General features: G+C 62.5%; 24 protein-coding genes. 9 read left to right on the top strand and 15 right to left on the bottom strand.

Features of this window, described 5'->3' with window-relative positions:
- Positions 1-32 precede the first annotated feature (32 nt).
- From QM996_RS08895 to QM996_RS08905, 3 genes are all read left to right on the top strand, one after another.
- On the top strand, positions 33-371 hold the full coding sequence (locus QM996_RS08895) for a hypothetical protein (RefSeq protein ID WP_500270111.1): 339 nt from the start codon (positions 33-35) through the stop codon (positions 369-371).
- Between the two features lie 189 nt (positions 372-560).
- Entirely contained in the window at positions 561-2,633 is a 2,073-nt protein-coding gene (locus QM996_RS08900; RefSeq protein ID WP_500270112.1) for an ASKHA domain-containing protein, read from the top strand.
- Between the two features lie 360 nt (positions 2,634-2,993).
- Positions 2,994-3,305 (top strand): hypothetical protein, encoded by a 312-nt coding sequence (locus QM996_RS08905; RefSeq protein ID WP_429807457.1) that lies wholly within the window; start codon positions 2,994-2,996, stop codon positions 3,303-3,305.
- A 280-nt stretch (positions 3,306-3,585) separates the two neighbouring features.
- On the opposite strand, the gene QM996_RS08910 is transcribed toward QM996_RS08905, so the two are convergent.
- The 5 genes from QM996_RS08910 to QM996_RS08930 form a co-directional block, all read right to left on the bottom strand.
- Positions 3,586-4,056 carry a BA14K family protein gene (locus QM996_RS08910; RefSeq protein ID WP_500270113.1) on the bottom strand — a complete coding sequence of 157 codons (471 nt, stop codon included), beginning with the start codon at positions 4,054-4,056 and terminating at the stop codon, positions 3,586-3,588.
- Between the two features lie 372 nt (positions 4,057-4,428).
- On the bottom strand, positions 4,429-4,896 hold the full coding sequence (locus tag QM996_RS08915) for an SRPBCC family protein (protein WP_500270114.1): 468 nt from the start codon (positions 4,894-4,896) through the stop codon (positions 4,429-4,431).
- A 54-nt stretch (positions 4,897-4,950) separates the two neighbouring features.
- On the bottom strand, positions 4,951-5,289 hold the full coding sequence (locus QM996_RS08920; RefSeq protein WP_500270115.1) for an ArsR/SmtB family transcription factor: 339 nt from the start codon (positions 5,287-5,289) through the stop codon (positions 4,951-4,953).
- Positions 5,290-5,684: 395 nt separating this feature from the next.
- Positions 5,685-5,918, bottom strand: a complete 234-nt coding sequence (locus QM996_RS08925; RefSeq protein WP_500270116.1) for a hypothetical protein — start codon at positions 5,916-5,918, stop codon at positions 5,685-5,687.
- A gap of 369 nt (positions 5,919-6,287) precedes the next feature.
- On the bottom strand, positions 6,288-7,178 hold the full coding sequence (locus tag QM996_RS08930) for a LysR substrate-binding domain-containing protein (RefSeq protein ID WP_173516868.1): 891 nt from the start codon (positions 7,176-7,178) through the stop codon (positions 6,288-6,290).
- A gap of 112 nt (positions 7,179-7,290) precedes the next feature.
- Between QM996_RS08930 and QM996_RS08935 the strand changes: the two genes are divergently transcribed.
- Positions 7,291-7,569 carry a hypothetical protein gene (locus QM996_RS08935; RefSeq protein ID WP_500270117.1) on the top strand — a complete coding sequence of 93 codons (279 nt, stop codon included), beginning with the start codon at positions 7,291-7,293 and terminating at the stop codon, positions 7,567-7,569.
- Between the two features lie 99 nt (positions 7,570-7,668).
- Positions 7,669-7,872: a hypothetical protein gene (locus QM996_RS08940; protein ID WP_173516870.1), complete on the top strand. Its 204-nt coding sequence runs from the start codon at positions 7,669-7,671 to the stop codon at positions 7,870-7,872.
- A gap of 125 nt (positions 7,873-7,997) precedes the next feature.
- Here the strand turns inward: QM996_RS08940 and QM996_RS08945 are convergent, their stop codons facing one another.
- Both QM996_RS08945 and QM996_RS08950 read right to left on the bottom strand, forming a co-directional pair.
- On the bottom strand, positions 7,998-8,513 hold the full coding sequence (locus QM996_RS08945; RefSeq protein WP_500270118.1) for an imm11 family protein: 516 nt from the start codon (positions 8,511-8,513) through the stop codon (positions 7,998-8,000).
- 516 nt (positions 8,514-9,029) lie between these two features.
- Positions 9,030-9,260, bottom strand: a complete 231-nt coding sequence (locus QM996_RS08950) for a hypothetical protein (RefSeq protein WP_500270119.1) — start codon at positions 9,258-9,260, stop codon at positions 9,030-9,032.
- A gap of 10 nt (positions 9,261-9,270) precedes the next feature.
- On the opposite strand from QM996_RS08950, the gene QM996_RS08955 reads away from it, so the two are divergent.
- The gene (locus QM996_RS08955; protein ID WP_429807409.1) at positions 9,271-10,275 is read left to right on the top strand and encodes a GlxA family transcriptional regulator; all 1,005 of its coding nucleotides are present in this window, start codon (positions 9,271-9,273) and stop codon (positions 10,273-10,275) included.
- Between the two features lie 369 nt (positions 10,276-10,644).
- Positions 10,645-11,244, top strand: coding sequence for a YdeI/OmpD-associated family protein (locus QM996_RS08960; RefSeq protein WP_500270120.1), 600 nt, complete (start codon positions 10,645-10,647; stop codon positions 11,242-11,244).
- Between the two features lie 51 nt (positions 11,245-11,295).
- Here the strand turns inward: QM996_RS08960 and QM996_RS08965 are convergent, their stop codons facing one another.
- From QM996_RS08965 to QM996_RS08985, 5 genes are all read right to left on the bottom strand, one after another.
- Entirely contained in the window at positions 11,296-11,778 is a 483-nt protein-coding gene (locus QM996_RS08965; protein ID WP_500270121.1) for a VOC family protein, read from the bottom strand.
- A gap of 118 nt (positions 11,779-11,896) precedes the next feature.
- Positions 11,897-13,189: a diguanylate cyclase gene (locus tag QM996_RS08970; protein ID WP_500270122.1), complete on the bottom strand. Its 1,293-nt coding sequence runs from the start codon at positions 13,187-13,189 to the stop codon at positions 11,897-11,899.
- 280 nt (positions 13,190-13,469) lie between these two features.
- The gene (locus QM996_RS08975; RefSeq protein WP_247960151.1) at positions 13,470-14,315 is read right to left on the bottom strand and encodes a response regulator; all 846 of its coding nucleotides are present in this window, start codon (positions 14,313-14,315) and stop codon (positions 13,470-13,472) included.
- 188 nt (positions 14,316-14,503) lie between these two features.
- Positions 14,504-15,577, bottom strand: a complete 1,074-nt coding sequence (locus QM996_RS08980; RefSeq protein ID WP_500270123.1) for a cyclic nucleotide-gated ion channel — start codon at positions 15,575-15,577, stop codon at positions 14,504-14,506.
- A gap of 186 nt (positions 15,578-15,763) precedes the next feature.
- On the bottom strand, positions 15,764-16,138 hold the full coding sequence (locus QM996_RS08985) for a GFA family protein (protein WP_500270124.1): 375 nt from the start codon (positions 16,136-16,138) through the stop codon (positions 15,764-15,766).
- Positions 16,139-16,331: 193 nt separating this feature from the next.
- On the opposite strand from QM996_RS08985, the gene QM996_RS08990 reads away from it, so the two are divergent.
- Both QM996_RS08990 and QM996_RS08995 read left to right on the top strand, forming a co-directional pair.
- Entirely contained in the window at positions 16,332-16,745 is a 414-nt protein-coding gene (locus tag QM996_RS08990) for a nuclear transport factor 2 family protein (protein WP_500270125.1), read from the top strand.
- A 144-nt stretch (positions 16,746-16,889) separates the two neighbouring features.
- Positions 16,890-18,299 carry an adenylate/guanylate cyclase domain-containing protein gene (locus QM996_RS08995; protein ID WP_500270126.1) on the top strand — a complete coding sequence of 470 codons (1,410 nt, stop codon included), beginning with the start codon at positions 16,890-16,892 and terminating at the stop codon, positions 18,297-18,299.
- Positions 18,300-18,333: 34 nt separating this feature from the next.
- On the opposite strand, the gene QM996_RS09000 is transcribed toward QM996_RS08995, so the two are convergent.
- The 3 genes from QM996_RS09000 to QM996_RS09010 form a co-directional block, all read right to left on the bottom strand.
- The gene (locus QM996_RS09000; RefSeq protein ID WP_500270127.1) at positions 18,334-19,086 is read right to left on the bottom strand and encodes an MBL fold metallo-hydrolase; all 753 of its coding nucleotides are present in this window, start codon (positions 19,084-19,086) and stop codon (positions 18,334-18,336) included.
- Between the two features lie 291 nt (positions 19,087-19,377).
- Positions 19,378-19,878 carry a hypothetical protein gene (locus QM996_RS09005; RefSeq protein WP_500270128.1) on the bottom strand — a complete coding sequence of 167 codons (501 nt, stop codon included), beginning with the start codon at positions 19,876-19,878 and terminating at the stop codon, positions 19,378-19,380.
- A gap of 392 nt (positions 19,879-20,270) precedes the next feature.
- Positions 20,271-20,549 carry a hypothetical protein gene (locus QM996_RS09010; RefSeq protein ID WP_173516883.1) on the bottom strand — a complete coding sequence of 93 codons (279 nt, stop codon included), beginning with the start codon at positions 20,547-20,549 and terminating at the stop codon, positions 20,271-20,273.
- Positions 20,550-20,693 lie beyond the last annotated feature (144 nt).

Consider the following 20,693-nt stretch of genomic DNA (forward strand, 5'->3'; position numbering starts at 1 on the left):
CTTCCATCTGCCAACGCAAAGTGGGGATCACCATGACACGCCGCCTTCGCTTCGATGCCGCAACGCTCTGGTTTGAAGCGCCCTTCGTCATCGCCGTTCGGCTGCAGGAGATGCAGATGGCGGCGCTGACGGGCAAGTCGCAGGATGTGACCGAGCTTCACCGCATGATCTCCGAGAAGATCGCGGCGGCGGCCGAGAGCGTCGTCGCCGTCAATGTCGCACTCTGGAAAGCCGCCTTCGACAACACCATGCGGCTGATGACCGGCGGCACGGCCTCCGGCCACGGAACGGCGATTGCATCCGCGGCGCTGAGGCCCTATGGCAAACGGGTGCGCAGCAACGCCCGGCGTCTGTCGCGCAAGAAGCCGTGAGCAATTTACCCTTCATCGTCACCACCACTTGAAATGATGCTTTGAGATCGTTCCATGTCGGGATTGGACAACTATCGGGCGGCGTTCCGGTGCAGTCTGAAACCGTTTACCCATGCTTCGCTCGCGAGATGAATCACCCTACCGGTGCTTCACTCTGGAAAGAGCGGACCTGACGAAAGACCTGAAAGCATGCGCATCGAAGGCACTTCCGAGATCGAGACCAACATGACCGAAGCCGCGCAAAAGGAACCTCTGGTGCTGTTCATGCCTTCGGGCAAGCGCGGCCGCTTCCCGGTTGGTACGCCGGTTCTCGATGCCGCGCGCAAGCTCGGCGTCTATGTCGAGAGCGTCTGTGGTGGGCGCGCCACCTGCGGGCGCTGTCAGATCGAGGTGCAGGAAGGCAATTTCGCCAAGCACAAGATCGTCTCCTCGCTGGAGCACATTTCGGAAAAGGGCGCCAAGGAAGAGCGTTACGAGAAGATCCGCGGCCTTCCGGATGGCCGCCGCCTCTCCTGCTCCGCCCAGATCCTCGGCGACCTCGTCGTCGACGTGCCGCAGGACACCGTCATCAACGCCCAGGTCGTGCGCAAGGCCGCGACCGACCGGGTGATCGAGCGCAATGCCGCCGTCCAGCTCTGCTATGTCGAGGTGGACGAACCCGACATGCACAAGCCGCTCGGCGACCTCGACCGGCTGAAGGTGATGCTGGAGAAGGACTGGGGCTGGAAGGATCTCCTGATCGCACCGCACCTGATTCCGCAGGTGCAGACCATCCTGCGCAAGGGCAACTGGGCCGTCACCGCCGCCATCCACCGCGACATGGATAGTTCCCGCCCCTTCATCGTCGGCCTCTGGCCGGGCCTGAAGAACGAGGCCTATGGAGTGGCCTGCGACATCGGCTCGACGACGATCGCCATGCATCTCGTATCGCTGCTTTCGGGCCGCATCGCCGCCTCCTCGGGCGCCTCCAACCCGCAGATCCGCTTCGGCGAAGACCTGATGAGCCGCGTCTCCTACGTGATGATGAACCCGGATGGGCGCGAGGCGATGACCAAGGCCGTGCGCGAGGCGGTCAACGGCCTCATCGGCAAGGTCTGCGCCGAGGGCGAGGTCGACCGTCACGACATTCTCGACATGGTCTTCGTCGCCAACCCGATCATGCACCACCTGTTCCTCGGCATCGACCCGACGGAACTCGGCCAGGCACCCTTCGCGCTCGCCGTCTCCGGCGCGCTGCAATATTGGGCGCATGAGCTCGAGATCGACGTAAACCGCGGCGCCCGGCTCTATATGCTCCCCTGCATCGCCGGCCATGTCGGCGCCGACGCGGCCGGTGCGACGCTTTCCGAAGGCCCCTACCGCCAGGACAAGATGATGCTGCTCGTCGATGTCGGCACCAATGCCGAAATCGTGCTCGGCAACAGGAACCGCGTCGTCGCCGCCTCCTCGCCCACGGGCCCCGCCTTCGAGGGTGCGGAAATCTCCTCGGGCCAGCGCGCCGCACCGGGCGCGATCGAGCGCGTGCGCATCGACCCCGTAACGCTGGAGCCGCGGTTCCGCGTGATCGGCGTCGACAAGTGGTCGGACGAGGAAGGCTTTGCCGAGGCTGCCGCCAGCATCGGCGTCACCGGCATCTGCGGCTCGGCGATCATCGAGATCGTCGCCGAGATGTATCTCTCCGGCATCATCTCGCAGGACGGCGTCGTCGATGGCGCCATGGCTGCGAAAAGCCCGCGCATCATCGAGAACGGGCGCACCTTCTCCTACCTGCTGCATGACGGCGAGCCGCGCATCACGGTGACGCAGAACGACATCCGCGCCATCCAGCTCGCCAAGGCGGCACTCTACGCCGGCATCAAGCTGCTCATGGAGAAACAGGGCATCGATCACGTCGACACCATCCGCTTCGCCGGTGCCTTCGGCTCCTTCATCGACCCGAAATACGCGATGGTGCTGGGCCTGATCCCGGACTGCGACCTCGACGAGGTAAAGGCCGTCGGCAACGCCGCCGGCACCGGCGCGCTGATGGCGCTCTTGAACCGCGGCCACCGCCGCGAGATCGAGCAAACCGTCAGCAGAATCGAGAAGATAGAGACGGCGCTTGAATCAAAGTTTCAGGAGCATTTCGTCAACGCCATGGCACTGCCGAACAAGGTCGACGCCTTCCCGAAGCTTTCGACGGTGGTGACTTTGCCGGAGCGCAAGGTGAATGCCGACGATGGCGAAGGCGGCGGGCGCAGGCGGAGACGCAGCCGCGAGTAGGTCGGTGTTCGGGGAGCAGCGCCTAAGATAGCGCAGAGCATCCGCCCCTCTCCTCGGGTTCAACCCGAGGACTAACCCTCCCCGCAGGCGGGGAGAGGGAACGAGACCGTGGCACGCTTGCGATCCGACGGCTGTTGTCGAGAAATGGCGGCAATCGCAAACGGATCAGACGGACGGGCGGGCACGGCACGTCCCTTCTCCCCGCCTGCGGGGAGAAGGTCGCGGCAGCGGGATGAGGGGCGGACGTCTGGGCCGCATACCTTTCACCAGACGTGGATACTGGAGATTTCAGCTTGCCTTAATTCCGGCAGCAAGCGACGGTCTGATGAACCGTATCTTTTGAACTGGCACCCAAGACCCATGAACGACAAGATTTTTGACACTCTGACCGGCATGTACTTCACCGTCGACGATCCCGATGGCACCTACGGCACGGGGCAGGTCATTCGTCCCGCCGCCGAAGGCATCTATTTCATCCGCTTCGACGGCAACGAGGTGGAACTGCCGATGGAGCTCGTCTCGATCGGCGAGATGCTGCAGACCACCGAGGAAGACTACAAGCTCTGGCGGTTCTTCGACACGATCGAGGAACGGGACAAGTGGATCGAATGGCTGGATGCGCCCTCGAAGCCGCGCGTCGTCACGCTGGTACGGCCGACGCCGACGAAATAGCGGCTGGCCGCAACGCTCGCTCCAGCCCCGCTCCTCGTGGGAGCATGCCGTCGGATTGATCGGAAGGCCACGTCAGGAGACGGCGCCCGCCGATGTCCATGCCTTCCCGAAATGTTTCCATCGCCGTCACTGCCGAAGGGCAAACTGACGGCGGATGAAGGTGGTCCCACAGCGCCGCGCGTCTTATCAGACGCGCAAAGGTCGCTGTAGCACTTTGATTTGCCGCGTCGACGGCCGTCAAGGCTTCGAACCCGTGGCCGCCGTCAATTGGGCGTGCGGCTCAGTAATACGGCGACACGCATTCCTGGCGCGGCCCATAATGCGGCTGGAAAGAGTTGTCGTAGGCTCTGTACGACCGATAGCGGTCATAACACCATTCGACATGCGCTGACGGCGCGTTGGAATAGACCCTGCGGGGTGGCGACGCGATCGCGCCACCGATGACTACGCCTGCCCCGAATGCGGCCAGAGGATACCACCATCCGTCACTGTGCCGACGGTATCCGTCGCGACGGTAACGGTAACCCTGGTAGCCATTGTAATAGCCGTATCGAGGGCCCGCATCGTAACGATAGCCGTTGTAGCCGCGCTTGTGCGGCGGGCCGCCGTAATGACCGGGCTTGTGGTGGACCAACTCGACCGGCTGGGAAGCTGACTGCCCCACCGAAACGGGAGACATGGGCACGGCCTCAGCCGAGACCGCCGACAGTGCCGTAGCGGCGGCTACGAGGACTGCACCTATTCTTTTCATGATATCATCCAACTGTTTTTCGTCGGGCCATTTTCCGGAATCCGCCATGAACCTCAGATGAACGTGCGCGGCTTGGCGCTGTGTCGAACCTCAAAGCGGTGGGAGCGCATGACCAGATGACGATTGTCATTCCGTAGTGGGGCCAACAAAAAAGGCCGGGGCGAAACCGCACCGACCTTCCTCATCATCGCTCTCACACCAGTGCCAGTACATCCGTGGTCAAAAGTCTAAGGCGACGCGGCAATTGCGAGCGGCGAAAAATTCAGCGCTCATCAGCAATGCCGATGGCGGCTATATAGGGAGCGATTGTGTCCGAAACAAGTTCGGTCGCGAATTGCCTCGAGGCAGTGCCAAAACCAACCGGCCGAAGCCTCACGCCGCCTTCGCCGCGAAGGCCCCGAGCAGCCCTGCCCAGCCCCCTTCGGAATCGAGCGACGCACGGGCCACCTCCGCCTTCGCGCCGTAGTTGGCGAGGTCGCGGTGTTCGAGCCGCACGGTGGTGCCGCCCTCCGCCGTCGGTTCGAAGGTCACCTCCACCTCCGTCTCGAAATCCGGATCGAAGGTCCAATCGGCATTGAGCTGCCAGGCGAAGAGGATGCGCTTCGGCGGGTCGTAAGCGAGCACCCGCCCCCATTCCTTCTCCTCGCCCGAGGTGCCGATCTCATACCAGCGCCCGCCGTCGGCAGGCTCGACGACAACCGTTTTCTGGCCGCTCGCCGTCAGGCTGTGGGTCTTCAGCCACCAGTCGCCCATGCGCGCCGTGAAGATCTCGAAGGCGCGCTCCGGCGGCGCATTGACGGTTACGGATTTCACCACCGGCGCCGGCTCGATCCTATGCATGTCCTTTCCTCCATTGCTCCCGATGTCGGCGGACGTGCGCCGATCGCTTCCGCCCTATCGCTCCGGTTTCCTCGGCCCCGCTCCCGAAGCCTCGTCGCTGTCGGCCAGCGCCTTGAAGGCGGCAAGCTGATCCTCCCAGAAGCGGTCCAGCCATTGCCGAAGCGGCCCGAGCCCGGCCGGATCGATCGAATAGATGCGCCTTTGGCCCAGCGGCTCGTCGCTGACCAGCCCCGCCTCCTTCAGCACCTTCAGATGCTGCGAGATCGCCGGCTGCGAGACCGGCAAGGATCGGGCGACGTCGGCGACCGAGGAGCGTCCCTTGGCAAGCTTCTCGAAGATCGCCCTTCGCGTCGGATCCGCCAGCGCAGCGAGCACTTTTCCTTCATAAGTCATGACTTATCATAAGGGCAGACTTATGAAAGTCAAGTTCTTCTGACGCAAAAGCGCCGCGCATTCGGCGGAATGCGCGGCGCCTGGCGCGCATCGAGCAATCGGCGCGCGAGCATCATTTGATGGTCGATGCGCTGGAAGCGAGAGACCTCCCCGAGTTGAAGCGGCTGATCGAGATCCATATCCGCCAGGCACCGATCAAGGCGTAAGCCTTCGACCGCCAGGCGCTTCGCCTTTCAGGCGCGCCGGCGGGTTAGCCAACCGCATCTGGTCCGTCGCAGGCGACAGCGGACGCGGCACTTCAGTTCGAGTGCGAAGGCCAAGCTCGCTGTCAGGCCTCAACGAGGGTAATCAGGTCAGCCGTCATGCTGGGCCGCCTTTGACGTCATCGGAAGGTTTCACGAACCCGCGAATTTCACCGTCACGCCGCGCTGGCGAAAGTATGCCTGCATCAGCTTCCTGCCCGAACGGTTGTTCTGCACGAGCCTCGCCGGATCGAACACGGCTTCTTTCATACCCTCTCGCGTCAACGCTGCCTTGAGGGTCGCAATATGCAGGTCGATGTCGGCATTGTCCGCCTGGAGCGATTCATAAATGCGGTTTGTTGCATCGGCTACGGTCGGTTCGCTCACTGTTACACTCCTGCTGCTGCGTGGCTGGGGCTCGCCACATTCGTCGGCTGACCCTATTGTGAAGAAAAATGCCGACGTCAATGGATGACGATGGATTGGAGCATCGCATCCGCTTTCGATAAGGCGGCACCGGACGCAGACCAGGAACCTGCCCCTTTCGCCATGGATCGGCGGCGAAGATTGCATGAATTGGAACGCCTCTTGCGATCGCGTCGCGCGCGGCCCTGCCGCGAAGGCTAACCGCCAAACACGATCGTCACCACCACCAGAACGGCGCCGATCGCCGTCATCGCCAAGGCCATCGGCCAGGGGCTGCGGCCCATATATTGCCCGAGCCGCGCCGACGGCGAAGAGCATGACGAGCGCGGCCTATTGCATCTGCAGTTCGGCGAAGGCGTCACGCACATGGTCGGCCACCGCCAGCACCGGCGCCGGCGCATCATTGATCACCTGCAGGCCGATATTGTAGTGGCCGAGATCCGGCAGGCCGTCGCGCTCGCCGAGCTGCACCATTTCGCCCTGGACGAGATAGCGCGGCAGCGGCGCGATCGCGAGGCCGGCAAGGACGGCGGCGCGCTGGCCGGTCGTATAGGCACTGAGAAAGGCTATACGGAACTTGCGGCCCGCGCGCGACAGTTTCTCCACCGCATCGGCGCGCCAGACGCAGCCATCCTCCCACATCGAGACCGGCAGCGGATCCTTGAGATGGGCGTTGCCGCACTTGGCGCCGGCCCAGACCAGCTTCTCCTGCATCAGGATTTCACCGTTTTTCGGGGTTCCCTCGGTCAGGCTGTTGAAGATGGCGATGTCGAGCCGATGCTCGTCGACCTTCTTGCGCATGGCGTTGCTCATGCCGATCGACACGTCGATCGTCACATTGGGATAGGACTCTGCGAAACGCTTCAGCACCTCCGGCAGGATGCGCTCGCCGACATCTTCGGGCGCACCGACGCGCACGACGCCATTCATGTCCGGCAGCAGGAAGCGCGAAACCGTTTCATTGTTGAGCGACAGCAGCCGGCGGGCATAACCGAGCAGCGTTTCCCCCTTCGGCGTCAGCGTCACCGAGCGGGCGTCACGCAGGAAGAGCGTGCAACTCAGCATCTCCTCGAGCTTCTTGATCTGCATCGAGACGGCAGACGGCGTGCGGTAAACGGTCTCGGCGGCGGTGGTGAAGTTGCCGGTCTCGGCAATGGCGACGAAGGTCTTCAGCACGTCCATTTCAAGAAGCGGAAGCGCGTGGCGCATCATCATGTTCATGGCGGCATCCTCGATCAGAAAAACTGAAAGATTGGTTCACTTCATTTCGTTTGATTGAATATCACCGATGCCCGATAGTCAAGCTCAAGGACGACGAAGGAAGGAGAAACCCATGTCCGCCGCCCAGCTTGTCATCGCCACGCCCAACCGTTCCCTGCGTAACACCGCCGGCTTGCGGATGGTGGCAGAATATCAAGAGCGACGTAGCACGGACATGGTGCTTGCCGCCCTTAATCACGTGATCGCCGTGCTCGAGGGTATCGCGAGCCGCCGGCGCCGGAAGCAGATTGCCAGGAATCGGGTGGAAACCGAGCGCGAACTGGCCAGACTGCCCCAGAGGGTCCGCGACGACGTGATGTTTGCAGACCCGCTAATCGATCACCATGTTTGATGAAAAGCATCAAACATATTCGTTGGAATGATAGATCAGGTTGCGCCATAGATAACGTCATGGTCGCGACCTGCTGAGAAACTCAGAAGGAGCCATGAAATGTCCAACACTCATTTTTCATCGGCCTCGGAACGGGCATCCTCCCACTCGTCCCTTCCGGGTCTCTTCAACCTGCGCGTCCGCGCCTGGGCGGCGTGGAAGCGTCACCGCCAGGAACGGGCGCTCGAAAACCTGTCCTATGACACGCTGAAGGACATCGGCTTCCCGTCGGTCGACGACGCGGTGCATAAGACGGAACAATGAAGGATGGCGTCAGCTGCCCTCGAAGGGCGAGACGAAATGCTTGATCCCCATGAAGGGCATCGCCAAGAAGGCGGTGCCCTTCTTGTTTTGACCGATATCTTTCCAGAGACCCGCCCCTCGGATGACTAGTCGGCTTCGACGATGCGGCAGGCGCGGAAACCAAAGACCCTGCCCATTTTTGCTGCCCGCAAAGCCTGCGTCAGGCGGTCGCTCAGAAAAAATATTTCGATCAAGGGCGGACTCACCCACAGGTCGGGGCCCTCGAGTGCGGCAGGGCTGACGGCAACGTCATCATCAGGCAGATAGGATCGGACGAGCAGTTTCCCGGAGCCGAGGGTCGTGACCCCCCGCGACAATTCAGGCAGGAAAACATCCTTGCGCTCGCCAATATTGAGACAAAAATACTCGCCCTCCACCGGCGTCTTGCGGTCGTGCTGGAGAAGCTTGATCGGATAGAGCGAGGAATGGCCGAGGTCGAATTGCCGCAGGATATCGGCACAGGCCGCCGAAACCACCACCGCGCCTGCAGCAAGCACGAGATCGGCCTGCTTCTTTTCCTTCTTGTCCGGATACTTGGCGAAGATCTCCTTCGGAAAATGCTCCGCGGACATCCGCTCGCCCGCTTCGTTCAATTTGGCCATCTGACCGAGGCTCATGCCCGTTGGCAGCGGATCAGCGGTAAACCCCTTGATCCGTGTTGAGTCCATGAAAGCGCGGCTGGCCCAGACCTGGACATTTTTCGATTGCGCCATACCGGCAATGCCCCCGCCCGAATGTTTCAGAGACGCCAGGAGCAACCCTCCGGACGAGACGCGGTACCGAGCCGTGAAGTGCTCCAAGGCAGTGCCACCGACCGGTGATTGCATGCGACAGAAATCACTACCATTTAACACTTACTAATACAAGCAGTGCCTGTTTCATCCATGCAGGACCCGGTATGATTGAAGAGCTGAGGATCCCAAGTCGGCGAATTGTTTTCGATCCGCCCGCTGGAGACCCAAGGACAGGCTGAGAGCATTTTCGGCCGATCCGCTGGCGCGGGTCCGGGTTGTGGTTGCAGCAAGTCCAACGCATGACCAGCGGAGAGCGACTTGCCTCATACCGACACCTCGCTTCCGCATCGAAAACGTCGCAATCGGCAAACACAACCTTTGCGCTCACTTTGCAATTATTGCGTATCTCTGGCAGTTCTTGTCAGATAACGTCAGCGGTGCTGGAGAAACTGTCGCTTTCCTTACAAAAGCCTGAAAGATCCACGGAACCGCCCTTTGCCGCCCGATGTCGCAATGCGAAATCACTTTGCGGTCGCGGCTTTCCATGTCAATGTCGCAAATAGACAAGCCGAAGAGTATCTTCCAAGCGACGAATATACCCGCATCGCCAAGCATGGGAAGCCTCATGAACAAGCCACTGACCAAAAAGCGTTCTCTCGTCTTCTTCCTGGTGCCGAACTTTTCCATGCTGCCCTTTTCGGCGGCGATCGAAACGCTCCGCATCGCCAACCGCATGCTCGGCTACGAGGCCTATACCTGGCGCCTCGCTTCGACCGACGGCGAAAAAGTCCTCTCCTCCAGCGGCATCGCGCTCGAGGTCAACTCGTCGCTGGCCGACGAGCGCAAGTTCCTCGGCGGCGAAAACCGCCCGTCGATGGTGCTGGTCTGTTCCGGCATCTATGTCGAAGATTTCAACAACAAGTCGGTCAATGCCTGGCTGCGCGAGGTCTATAACCGCGGCGTCGCCGTCGGCAGTCTCTGTACGGGCGCCCATGTGCTGGCCTCGGCGGGCCTGTTGACCGGCAAGCGCTGCGCCATCCACTGGGAAAACCTGCCGGGCTTTTCCGAGAGCTTTCCGCAGGCGGAAGTCTATGCCGACCTCTACGAGATCGACAGCAACATCTACACCTGCGCCGGCGGCACCGCCTCGCTCGACATGATGCTGAACCTGATCGACCAGGACTTCGGCGAGAACCTCGTCAACCGCGTCTGCGAGCAGGCGCTGACCGACCGTGTGCGCGGCCCGCATGACCGCCAACGCCTGCCGCTGCGCGCCCGCCTCGGCGTGCAGAACGCCAAGGTGCTGTCGATCATCGAACTGATGGAAGCCAACCTCGCCGAGCCGCTGTCGCTTCTGGAAATCGCCGAGGGCGCAGATCTTTCGCGCCGCCAGATCGAGCGGCTGTTCCGCCAGGAAATGGGCCGCTCGCCCGCCCGCTACTACCTGGAAATCCGCCTCGACCGTGCCCGGCACCTGCTTATCCAGTCATCGATGCCGGTGGTCGAAGTGGCCGTTGCCTGCGGCTTCGTCTCCGCCTCGCACTTCTCCAAGTGTTATCGCGAACTCTACAACCGCTCGCCCCAGCAGGAACGCGCGGACCGCAAGCTGACGCTGCAGATGGCGCGATAACAGCCCGATAGAGACAGGCTGAAGGGCGGAGAGATCCGCCCTTTTCGTTTTGGGACCGACCGCGAGCCTCCCTTTCCGTCATGCTCGGGCTTGACCCGAGCATCCAGGCGCCAGCTCTCCGTGCGGCATGGATCCTCGGGTCAAGCCCGAGGATGACGAATGGAGAAGGTGGCGGTGGGCAGCCCTGCCCGCCTTTTGCTTGCTCCTGCATTCGAGGCAACTCGTCGCGTGTGGCGACCCGATCCGGTTGCACGCCCACCATTTCGATAGGAAGGTCGATTGCGTGCGGGAATCACCCGGCAAGCCGTCGACGCCTTCGCTCCGCGCACGAGAACCCAGACACGCCATCATCAGGAGCAACGCCATCCCATGGCACCGGTTGAGATCGATCCCGCCAAGGTCCACGAGTTCAAGGATTTCCAGAGCTTCTACGACTGGCTTGGCGCCCATCACCAGAGCGAGGACGAAGTCTGGATCAAGATCCACAAGGTAAGCTCCGGCCTACCCTCGATCACGCCCAAGGAGGCGATCGACGTGGTGCTTTGCTGGGGTTGGATCGACGGCGTGCGCAAGGGGCTGGACGACAAGAGCTTCCTGCAACGTTACTCGCCGCGCGGCAGGAAAAGCATCTGGAGCAAGATCAACGTCGATAATGTCGCCCGGCTGATCAAGGAAGGCCGCGTGACGGAATATGGCCTGCGCCAGGTGGACGCCGCCAAGGCCGATGGACGCTGGGACCGCGCCTATGCCAGCGGCAAGGACCTGAAGATTCCCGACGACCTGCAGGCGGCGATCGACGCCGAGCCACTGGCAAAGGCGATGCTCGCCAAACTGAGCGAGCAGAACCGCTTCGCGCTGGCCTTCCGCACCCACAATATGAAGACGGAGGCCGGCCGCAAGAAGAAGATCGCGACCTTCGTCGAGATGCTGAAGCGCGGCGAAACGATCTATCCGCAGGGACGGAAGTGACGCGGCTGCCCCGCCCGCCGTCCTGACGGTCGGAACAGCCACTCCCGGCTCCTAAACCTGACCGTGAAACGCCCGCTCCAGTTCGGCGATGTCGAGCTTGATCATGCCGAGCATGGCCTCCGCCGCACGCTTGGCGCGCACGCGGTCGGAATGGGCGATCATGTCGCCCAACACGCGCGGGGCGATCTGCCAGCACAGGCCCCAGCGGTCCCGGATCCAGCCGCATTGCTCGGGTTCTCCGCCGTTTTCGAGGATCGCATTCCACAGCCGGTCGATCTCCTCCTGGGTGTCACACTGGATCATGATCGAAAAGGAATGATTGAACGGATCGAGCGGCCCGGCTTCGAGCGCCAGGAATTCCTGCTTGCCGAGTGTGAACTCGATGATCTTGACGCTGTCGGGCGGTCCGCTCGGGCTCTCGGCCGGCAATGTGGCGATGCGGGTGATCGCCGAATTGGGCACGAGCGATACGTAGAATTCGACCGCCTCGCGCGCCTCCTTCTCGAACCAGAGATTTGAAACAACATTCTTCATCCGTCGGCTCCTCTTCGTCCCGCTTGATCATGTGCGGGTAACCAAAGGACGTCCGACTTCGTTCCAAGCCGACAGATTGGGCAGTGGATTTTTCGGGACGGCGGGGCCTGCGACAGGCTTAGGACGCCAGCGCGTCGAGCAGCGCCAATTCCGAGATCACCCGGTTCCGGCCCGCATGTTTCGCCATATAGAGAAACTGGTCGGCGGCGTGCAGGTAGTTTTCGAAGGCTTCCGCCGTCTCGATGGTGGCAAGGCCGATCGAAACGGTGATCGTCAGTTCCTCGTCGTCGGCAACGATCCGCGATTTCGCCAGTTCCAGCCGCAGCGCATCGCAAAAGGCAAAGGCGCGCCGCACGTCGCAGCCGTTGAAGAGAATGCCGAACTCCTCGCCGCCCAGGCGGGCAAGCAGGTGTTCCTCCCCCAGCAGCGCCGAAAGCCGCTTGGCCACATGCTTCAGCACGATGTCGCCGATCTCGTGGCCGTAGGTGTCGTTGAGCCGCTTGAAATGGTCGATGTCGAGCACCGCGATCGCGGTCCGCTCGCCGCGTCTCAGGCACTGTTCCACCAGGCGCGGACCGGCGAGGAAGAAATGGCGGCGGTTGTAGAGGTCGGTCAGATAGTCGCTCGCCGCCTGCCGCTGCAGGGTCTGCAGGCGCTTCTGCACGCCGGCGGTTTGGGCGATGCGGCCGTTGAATTCCGCTTCGAGGAACGGTTTCTGGATGAAATCGGTGCCGCCGGCCTCCAGGAAACGGGCGCCGGCGCGCCGGTCGCCGCTGTCGGAAAGGCCGATCACCGGCAGCGCGCCGTCGCCCTGCCGGCGCTCCACTTCGGCAAGAAGTGCCGCACCGGACATGTCGGCGAGATCGAGATCGGTGACGACGAGATCGACCGCCTCGCCGCTGTCGAGCACCTGCAGCGCGTCGGCCGCGGACGCGACCTCGCAGACGGCGATCCGCTGCCTTCTCAGGATGCCCGAGAGTTCGCTACGCGAGGCGGCATCGGAATCGGCAAGCAACACCGTCGTCTTGCCGTTGGTGAGCGCCCGGTCGACGGCGCCGATCAAAAGGTTGATCGATTCCGGCTGGTGCTTGATGACGCAATCGAGCACGCCGCGCGACAGGATCTCTTCGCGCGTATGGTCGTTGAAGGCCGCGGTAAAGACGACGGCCGGCACCTGATTGTCGAGGACGAATTCGAGCGCCTCGCAATTGGGCGCATCCGGCAGGTTGAGATCGAGCACCGCAAGCGAGAAGCTTTCCGGCGCCTGCTCCAGCGTTTCCTTGAGCGCCGCCAGCGAGCTGCAATGAGTGACGCGGATGCCGTGGACGGACTCGAGCCCGTATTTCAGCGCCGTCGCGAACATCCGGGAATCTTCGACAAGCAGCATGCGCTTGTCGCTGTGCTTTTGCACAGAATTCACCCGGCCCGGCGTGCGGCGCAATCTCACGTCCCTGCAACCCCTCTCGAGCCGCAGGCGTGCTGCCCTCAAGGGGTGACGCTGGCTCCGAATATGTGAATAAACCCGCCACTGACCGCACCGGCCCTTTGGCCGGCGTGATCTGGCGTGACCGGGCTCCCCGCTCCTGTTGCGGCGGATTGAAGCCCGAACGGATTGCAATTTCGTTAATGCAGCAACCTGAGCGCGGGAGTTCGCGCCCTTTGCCATAATATTTTGGGGATTATTTCTCGTATCAGGCCGAAACCTGCGCCGGAACCCTAACCTTTTCACTGAGCGTGCGGATTTTCGTCAGCGTGTCCAGGTTCTGGTTGACGCGGCAGTAGAATTCCTCGTTGACGAAGGGACGAACGACGAAGTCGTTGCCGCCCGCCTTCAGGAAGCGCGCCGACAGCAGCCGGTTGGTGGACGACGATACGCCGATGATGCGCAACTGATGCGGCCCATAGGATCCGCGGATGCGCCGCGTCAGCTCGAAGCCGTCGATATCGGGCATGTTGTAGTCGGTGATGACCAGGCCGATATCGGGGTTGTTCTTCAGAAGTTCGAGCGCAGCTGCGCCGCTGTCGGCCGAACTGGTGCGGAAGTTGTAGCGCTTGAGCTGCGTCGTCAAAAGCGCGCGCGCCGTCGGGCTGTCGTCGACGATCAGCACGTGATGCTTGTGGTTGGTGAGGAAGCGGCAGACGGATTCCGCCAGCATGTCGACGGCAAAGACGCTGTCCTTGATGACGTAATCGACGATCTCCTTGGCGAGGATCTTCTCGCGCGTCGATTCCTGGAAGGAGCCGGTGAAGACGATGGTCGGCACGCTCATATCGATCAGGTAGTTGAGCGCCTCGCCGTTCTCCGCCCCCGGGAGGTTGATGTTGGAGATGGCGAGCGACGCCGGAAATGTCGCATTTTCGACGGCAAACTGCAGGTCGTCATAATCACGGCAGACGATGACATCGATGTCGAACAGCTCTTTCAGCCGCTTCGACACCATCGACGAGAAGAGGTTGGAGTCCTCGGCCAGCACGATGCGGTGCTCGCCAAGGGATTCGCCGGAATAATACATTCCGGAAATGCCAAAAAACGACATTGAACGCCTATGTGAAAGAGTGTCCCCCTACAGCGCCCAAGCGTTCCTCATGCCCGCAAAGTCACTGTAACTTGCAGCCGCCATGCTAGAGGAGAAAGGCTTTCTCTGGTGTTAATGAGCGGCCGGCCAAGTGACGCGGCCGGGTGTCAAGGTGGGACTTCGCGGTCACTCCCGACGCAGCGCTGCCGTCAGCCCTTGGGTGCCTGGCCGCGCCGCGCCTCGGCCGTCTTGCGAATGACTTCGGCGATCTCCGGATTGCTGCTCGACAGCATCTGGAAATCCTCCGAATAGAGCGACAGCAGCGAGACCTCGGTGGCGGCAGTGACGGTCGCCGATCGTGGCTCGCCCGAAATCAGCGCCATCTCGCCGAAGAAGCTGCCGGGGCCGAGCTCGACCGGTGTCGGCGATGGGGTCGCGATGCTCACGCGCCCCTCGACGATGAAGAACATCTGGTCACCCGCCTCGCCCTTGCGGCAGATGACGGCGCCGGCGGGCACCATCCGCGGACGCAGCGCCCTGACGATCTCGACGAAGGCGGCCGAGCCGAGCTTCTGGAACAGCGGCACCGCGGCCACCAACTGCCAATTGCGCACGAAATCCTGGCGGCGCACCTCCTCGAAGAAGCCGGTGGCAAGAATGCCGGCCCAGAGCGCGAAGATGCCGATGCCGCTCATCATCACCAGCCCGGCAAGCACCCGCCCGGCCAGTGTCTGCGGGATCTCGTCGCCATAACCGGTGGTGGACAGCGTGACCACCGCCCACCACATGGCCTGGGGAATGCTGCCGAACTTGTCGGGCTGGACATCACGCTCGATGAGATAGGCGATCAGCGATGCGCCGAAGAGGACGATGCCGAAGAGCGAGGTGACACCGACAAGACTGGGGGCAGCCCGTGACACGACCCGGCCCAGCAGCCGGAAGAAGGTGGAATGGCGCAGCGGCTTTAACAGCCAGATGCCGCAATAAAGGCTCTGATCCTGCGGGCCGGCAAGGAGGAAGCCGACCAGCGGAACGACGACGGCCAGGAGGTCGATCGTGATTTCGGACATCGGCACAGGACCGCCCTTCGTCCGAAGCGCGATCAGCGTGTCGGTGAGTTGCAGCGCATAGACGCCCCAGATACCGGCGAGGAACCCCTCGAGGGCAAGCCGCACTCCGGCGCCAAAGTTCGGCGCGGTCAGCGCGGCAACCACAATGAGACCCGCCGCCGCCAAAAGGCCATTGGCAACGTCCGATATCCTCAACAATGGCCGTGCCGACATACACTCCCCCAGCAGCCCGCCGACTTCACACGCAACGCGGCACCGCAGCAACGCCTTGATCTAAAGCACAATCCTACTCTTGAATCGATGCTCATTTAAGGGAAGCGAAAAATGAACCGCGCATCCGCTCGGCCGCTACGTCGAAGCTCTGGGGGATATTCGCAAGGCGCACGCGGGCGCTTGTCTTCATATGCGGTCTTCTTCGTATTGCGCGGCTCCCTCGACGGGCCTCAGCCACGGCTCGCGGCGCTTGATCCAGAGCTCGTAGCTCGGCACAAGCGGCGTCGGCGCTTCAGACAGGATGCCAAGCTTGACTTCCGCCTCCTGGTCGTCGGCCGAGAAGACCCGCGAACCGCAACGGGGACAGAAGCGGCGCCCCTGGAACACCGAGGTCTCGCCGGTGTGTTCGAAGCGATCGGCAGGCCAGATGCCATAGAAGGTGAAGGCCGAGCCGCTTTCCTGCCGGCAATCGGTGCAATGGCAGATACCGACCCGCGTTGGCTCACCGCGCACCGAAACCTGCACCTGACCGCAAAGGCACTTTCCCGAGAGCATCGTCATGACCTTATCCTGTCGCGCAACGGCTGATGTCAGACCGGGAAACGACGCACGCGGGCGTTGGGTTCCCGTAACGGCGATCTTTAAAGCGATCTCAGCGCGCGATGCCGTGCCTGGTCCCGCAGGCCTGGTGTCGGCAGGGAACTTTTCGGCTTTCCACGTCTTCTGCGGGTATTCCGGATGGAGGATACGAACCATGCATGCCGAAAGACAGGAGATCATCGACCTCGAACAGGAATTCTGGCGAACCATTATGGAGAAGGATACCGAGGCGTCCGTGGCGATGCTGCCCGAACGGTCGATCGTCGTGGGGGCGCAAGGTGCGACCGTGCTCACCCGGGACGACTACCGCCGGATGGCCGAGCAGGCCGAGGGCTCCTGGAGCCTCAGATCGTTCCGGCTCGACGACGTCAGCGTCATCTTTCCACGGGAGGACGTGGCCGTCATCGCCTACACGGTGACCGAAGAGATGGAGGTCGACGGGCAGCCTCTGACATTGAAGGCCGCCGACGCCACGACCTGGATCCGCGAGAACGGCGGATGGGTGGCCGCGCTGCACACGGAATCGGTGCGCGGCGACCCCTTCGGCCGCGACCGGAAGGCGGCGTAGTTCGGAATGAGCTGCGAGGCCGTTCTCCGGCCTCGTCGTCGGGTGGATTACAGTGGCGGAAGGCCGGCCCGCGCCGTCTCCGGCACTCGAACCTGCCCGACAAACCGGCTGCCGCGCCGGCTCTTTTCAGTATAAGATGCCACCATGAGTGAAGCTCAGCCTCTCTTCGACATGCTGCGCCAAACCGTGCAGCCTGAGATCGCCGACGCGTTGGAGCGCTTTGTCCGGGAAGCGCCGGACCGCAAGCTCTGCCGTGTCAATGCGCTGGCCTTCGCGGCCGAGCACGGGCTGAACGAGGAAAAGACGATCGCGGCTTTCCTGCACGCTTCCCGCCTCGGCCTCTTCGAACTCTCCTGGAACGTGCTCTGCCCCGGCTGCGGCGGCGTGCTCGACGCCAACACCTCGCTGAAGACCGTGCAGAGCGATACCTATACCTGCTCGCTCTGCGCCGCCGGCTATGAGCCGACGCTCGACGAGATGGTGGAGGTCACCTTCACCGTGAACCCGCGGGTGCGCCATATCGAAGCCCACAGCCCGCACGAGTTGTCGCCCTTCGAGTATTTCCGCCAGATCTACTGGGGCTCCGGCATCGAGCTGCCGGAAGAGGACTACGAAGCCAGGATCGACGATTTCGTGCTGGAGGCGCTGGAGCTGCCGCCCGGAGAAAAGGCCGTCATCTCGCTGCAACTGCCCGCGGAGTTCATCATCGTCTTCGAACCGGTGACGCATGCCGCGCAGTTCATCGACGTCAAGGGCGAGCCGACCAGGGAGCGGCGCACCCTGTCGCTGGTCTTCGATCGCGGCCACCGCCACGACGAGGCGCTGACCATGCCGCCGGGACCGCTGCGCATCCAGGTGGAAAACCATACGGATGTCCGCACCCTGCCCTCGGTGTGCATCGCCAACGACGCCCTGCACGACATTCTCGGCCGTCGCCGGCCGTTCCTGACGGCCAAGCGGCTGCTTTCCAACCAGACCTTCCGCGACATCTACCGCACCGACACGATCGACGTGGATCAGCGGCTGAAGATCACCAGCCTCACCTTTCTCTTTTCCGATCTGCGCGGCTCCACCGAGCTCTACGAACGGGTCGGCGATCTCGCGGCCTTCGATCTGGTGAAGACCCATTTCAGCGTCGTCAACGAGATCGTTGCCGCCGAAGCCGGCGCCGTGGTCAAGACGATCGGCGATGCGGTCATGGCGACCTTCCCGACGCCGGACCGGGCGGTTGCGGCGGCCATGCGGATGCGGGAGGCGATGCGCCAGTTGAACGAGGATCGCGGCTCCGAGGATCTGCTCTTGAAGATCGGCATTCACGAGGGACCGTGCATCGCCGTCAGCCTCAACGAGCGCCAGGACTATTTCGGCCAGACGGTCAACATCGCCTCGCGCGTCCAGCACCTTGCAAGCTCGCGTGAGATCTTCGCCACCAGTTCCGTGCTCGACGACCCGCGCGCCTCGAATCTCCTCAGCGACCGCGGCCTCAATCCGCAGTCGCACAATGTCGCGCTACGCGGCATCACCAACGAAATCAGCATATTTTCGATTCCGTGAAGCCTACGCACGAACTGAAAGATCGCGCCGCGCCTCACACCACCGGCGGTATCAACGTCAGCACTTCGCCGTCATCAGGGATCACCAGCTTCGTCAAGGGTATGCCATGGGCATCGGCGGCTGCCCTGAGCTCGCTGCGGCTGAGCGTCGCGTGATCGAGCGCCTCCATGTGCGCGGCGATGTTCTTCGCCATCTCGCAGACCTTGATCGTCTGCTCGGCATCCATGACGATGAGATCGCCGTTCCAGCGCGCGGCGCAGGAATGGGTGACGATGATGTCCGGCCTGGTTTCGCGGATCGTCGTCTCGACGGGCGGATAGAAGACCGTGTCGCCGGCCCAGTAGACCGTCGGTTCGCCCTTCGCCTCGAGGCTGAAACCGATGACAGGCCCCATGTCCTGGACGACAGGACCAAGCCCATGGCTGCCGTCGCGCCGGGTCAGCGTCAGGCCCTGCCAACTGGCTTTGCCGGAGAGCGGCGTGACGTCGCGAAAGCCGGCTGCACGTATCGCCTCCTCATCGCCCGGCTGGCAGAAGATCGGCAGGCCCTTCGGCACCCGCTCCTTGGCGGTATCGTCGAGGTGATCCTCATGCAGATGCGAGATGATGACGAGTTCGACACCCGCAAGGATCTCGTCGATCGCGACGGGCAGGTCGACCAGCGGATTGGGGGACCGCCCGGCAAAGGACGGCAGACTGTGTTTCGGCCCAAGGAACGGATCGACGAGCACCGTGTGACCGCCGTAGTCGAGCTTGAGGGTGGCGTTGCGGATAAGCTGGAGTTTCATGGCGGTCCTTCCTTCCTCGACCTCATACCCAGCCTGGGTGACGGTCACCGCATCGGCCTCGATCTGACGGGGCCGATCCTTACCCAAAATGGATGAGTTGTGCTCCAATCGCTCGAGTGTAGCATGTGAGGAGCGACTGCAGAGGCCTCATCCATTGTAGTCGCGAACAGCCCCCAGGAGCCTCTGCCTCCAGTAGAGGCTCCCCCAAGGCCGCCAGTGTCGCGCGAGCAAGCCCCGCCGCTTCAGATTGCGTAAATCAAGCAGGAACCGCCCCGAATGGGCGCTCCGCATTCAGGCGTCCGAGCGGTGTTGATCTAAAGGGTGCAGCTCCAGCCACATGGCGGTCTCGAACAGCGCGCCCTCATCGGACATTCCCTTGCGGAACCGATCCGTCAGATGCCGAGCCAGGCGATCGGCCCGCTTTCCATGACGCGGAATGCTGCAACAGGTGCACACGCGGTCGATGATGCCCTGAAGCATATCGAGGTCGTCGGGGCTGATCTGGTCGTTCATTCCACCGGCAATCTCCGGCACTGAAATCTCCCGGCTGCCCTGGTCGTGTGTATCGGCATCCGCGCCTGACACCGATCTTTTGTCGAAACTGATCATGTATTTCAGGGCGACGCTGTCGCGGATGCCCCTCTGGTAGCCACTGATCAGCTGTCTTGCGATCGAGCGTGCTGTCTCGCAATCGCGTGGTAGACCGCGCGCGCGCAGAATGTCGGTGAAGATCTGCTCGATCTGGTTCATTTCGTGAGGGAGAAGCGCCTTTGGATTGGCCGTGGAAAACATCGCGCGACCTCCTGAATTGGGGCGAAAGCGATTAGTCTTCCAGCCGCCGGGGCCCGTATCACCTGCCCGGAGGTAAGAACAGTATGGGCTGATCCGACAATAAGGCAACCAACCGCGAGGGTTTTTGAAGCAGAGCCGCAAAGAAATGGCCCCGCCGTCACGTGGGGCCAAGGGAAAGAGTGTGCTTCTCAAATTGGGCCCAGCCAAGAGGAAGACTCCGGCCCGTGCCATGACCCCGGTAATGGATCATCAACCATCTTTAAACCGCCATTGCGGCGACTGGTTCCGTAGCTGCTTGATGCGATCATCCTATGGGATAGGCCGCACGCTCGAAGCCTGAACGCTGCCGGCAACGGCGCACGCCCCTTGCACCGTTGCCGTAGGATGGAGGGTTACTTCACGACGACGTTGCCGTTGACGATCTCGACATTCTCGTCGCCCTGCAGGCCGATGCGGTCGCCGCTCGGCGCCGTCACGAAACAGCCGCTCGGGCAGATCATTTCCGTCGCTCCGGATGCGATTGCCACTTCCATACGGCTTTCGCCCTCGACGACGACCAGCACGGCGGTCTCGCCGTCCTTGTTCGTGACGGTCGCGGCCGATGCCGCTTCCGCAGCCAGCGCGCCGGCCACGAGCACGCCGGAAAGCAATGCAATCACAAATTTCTTCATCGCCCATCGGCGCCCGACGCGCCGCCCCTCTCGCCGAGCCGGCCGCCCCGTCGGTTTCGCGACGTTGCGCCGGCCACCTCTTCAGCCGGTGCCAGCCTACTGCATAATTTCTTAAATCGAAATCGATTTGAGAATTGGAATTAT

Origin of the sequence: Sinorhizobium chiapasense (genome assembly GCF_045277575.1) — a bacterium.
GTDB lineage: Bacteria > Pseudomonadota > Alphaproteobacteria > Rhizobiales > Rhizobiaceae > Ensifer > Ensifer chiapasense_A.

Coding starts and splice junctions, on each gene's coding strand:
- QM996_RS08895 (WP_500270111.1), top strand. CDS start 33: ATGACACGCCGCCTTCGCTTCGATGCCGCAACGCTCTGGTTTGAAGCG.
- QM996_RS08900 (WP_500270112.1), top strand. CDS start 561: ATGCGCATCGAAGGCACTTCCGAGATCGAGACCAACATGACCGAAGCC.
- QM996_RS08905 (WP_429807457.1), top strand. CDS start 2,994: ATGAACGACAAGATTTTTGACACTCTGACCGGCATGTACTTCACCGTC.
- QM996_RS08910 (WP_500270113.1), bottom strand. CDS start 4,056: ATGAAAAGAATAGGTGCAGTCCTCGTAGCCGCCGCTACGGCACTGTCG.
- QM996_RS08915 (WP_500270114.1), bottom strand. CDS start 4,896: ATGCATAGGATCGAGCCGGCGCCGGTGGTGAAATCCGTAACCGTCAAT.
- QM996_RS08920 (WP_500270115.1), bottom strand. CDS start 5,289: ATGACTTATGAAGGAAAAGTGCTCGCTGCGCTGGCGGATCCGACGCGA.
- QM996_RS08930 (WP_173516868.1), bottom strand. CDS start 7,178: ATGAACATGATGATGCGCCACGCGCTTCCGCTTCTTGAAATGGACGTG.
- QM996_RS08935 (WP_500270117.1), top strand. CDS start 7,291: ATGTCCGCCGCCCAGCTTGTCATCGCCACGCCCAACCGTTCCCTGCGT.
- QM996_RS08940 (WP_173516870.1), top strand. CDS start 7,669: ATGTCCAACACTCATTTTTCATCGGCCTCGGAACGGGCATCCTCCCAC.
- QM996_RS08945 (WP_500270118.1), bottom strand. CDS start 8,513: ATGGCCAAATTGAACGAAGCGGGCGAGCGGATGTCCGCGGAGCATTTT.
- QM996_RS08950 (WP_500270119.1), bottom strand. CDS start 9,260: ATGCTTGGCGATGCGGGTATATTCGTCGCTTGGAAGATACTCTTCGGC.
- QM996_RS08955 (WP_429807409.1), top strand. CDS start 9,271: ATGAACAAGCCACTGACCAAAAAGCGTTCTCTCGTCTTCTTCCTGGTG.
- QM996_RS08960 (WP_500270120.1), top strand. CDS start 10,645: ATGGCACCGGTTGAGATCGATCCCGCCAAGGTCCACGAGTTCAAGGAT.
- QM996_RS08965 (WP_500270121.1), bottom strand. CDS start 11,778: ATGAAGAATGTTGTTTCAAATCTCTGGTTCGAGAAGGAGGCGCGCGAG.
- QM996_RS08975 (WP_247960151.1), bottom strand. CDS start 14,315: ATGTCGTTTTTTGGCATTTCCGGAATGTATTATTCCGGCGAATCCCTT.
- QM996_RS08980 (WP_500270123.1), bottom strand. CDS start 15,577: ATGTCGGCACGGCCATTGTTGAGGATATCGGACGTTGCCAATGGCCTT.
- QM996_RS08985 (WP_500270124.1), bottom strand. CDS start 16,138: ATGACGATGCTCTCGGGAAAGTGCCTTTGCGGTCAGGTGCAGGTTTCG.
- QM996_RS08990 (WP_500270125.1), top strand. CDS start 16,332: ATGCATGCCGAAAGACAGGAGATCATCGACCTCGAACAGGAATTCTGG.
- QM996_RS08995 (WP_500270126.1), top strand. CDS start 16,890: ATGAGTGAAGCTCAGCCTCTCTTCGACATGCTGCGCCAAACCGTGCAG.
- QM996_RS09000 (WP_500270127.1), bottom strand. CDS start 19,086: ATGAAACTCCAGCTTATCCGCAACGCCACCCTCAAGCTCGACTACGGC.
- QM996_RS09005 (WP_500270128.1), bottom strand. CDS start 19,878: ATGTTTTCCACGGCCAATCCAAAGGCGCTTCTCCCTCACGAAATGAAC.
- QM996_RS09010 (WP_173516883.1), bottom strand. CDS start 20,549: ATGAAGAAATTTGTGATTGCATTGCTTTCCGGCGTGCTCGTGGCCGGC.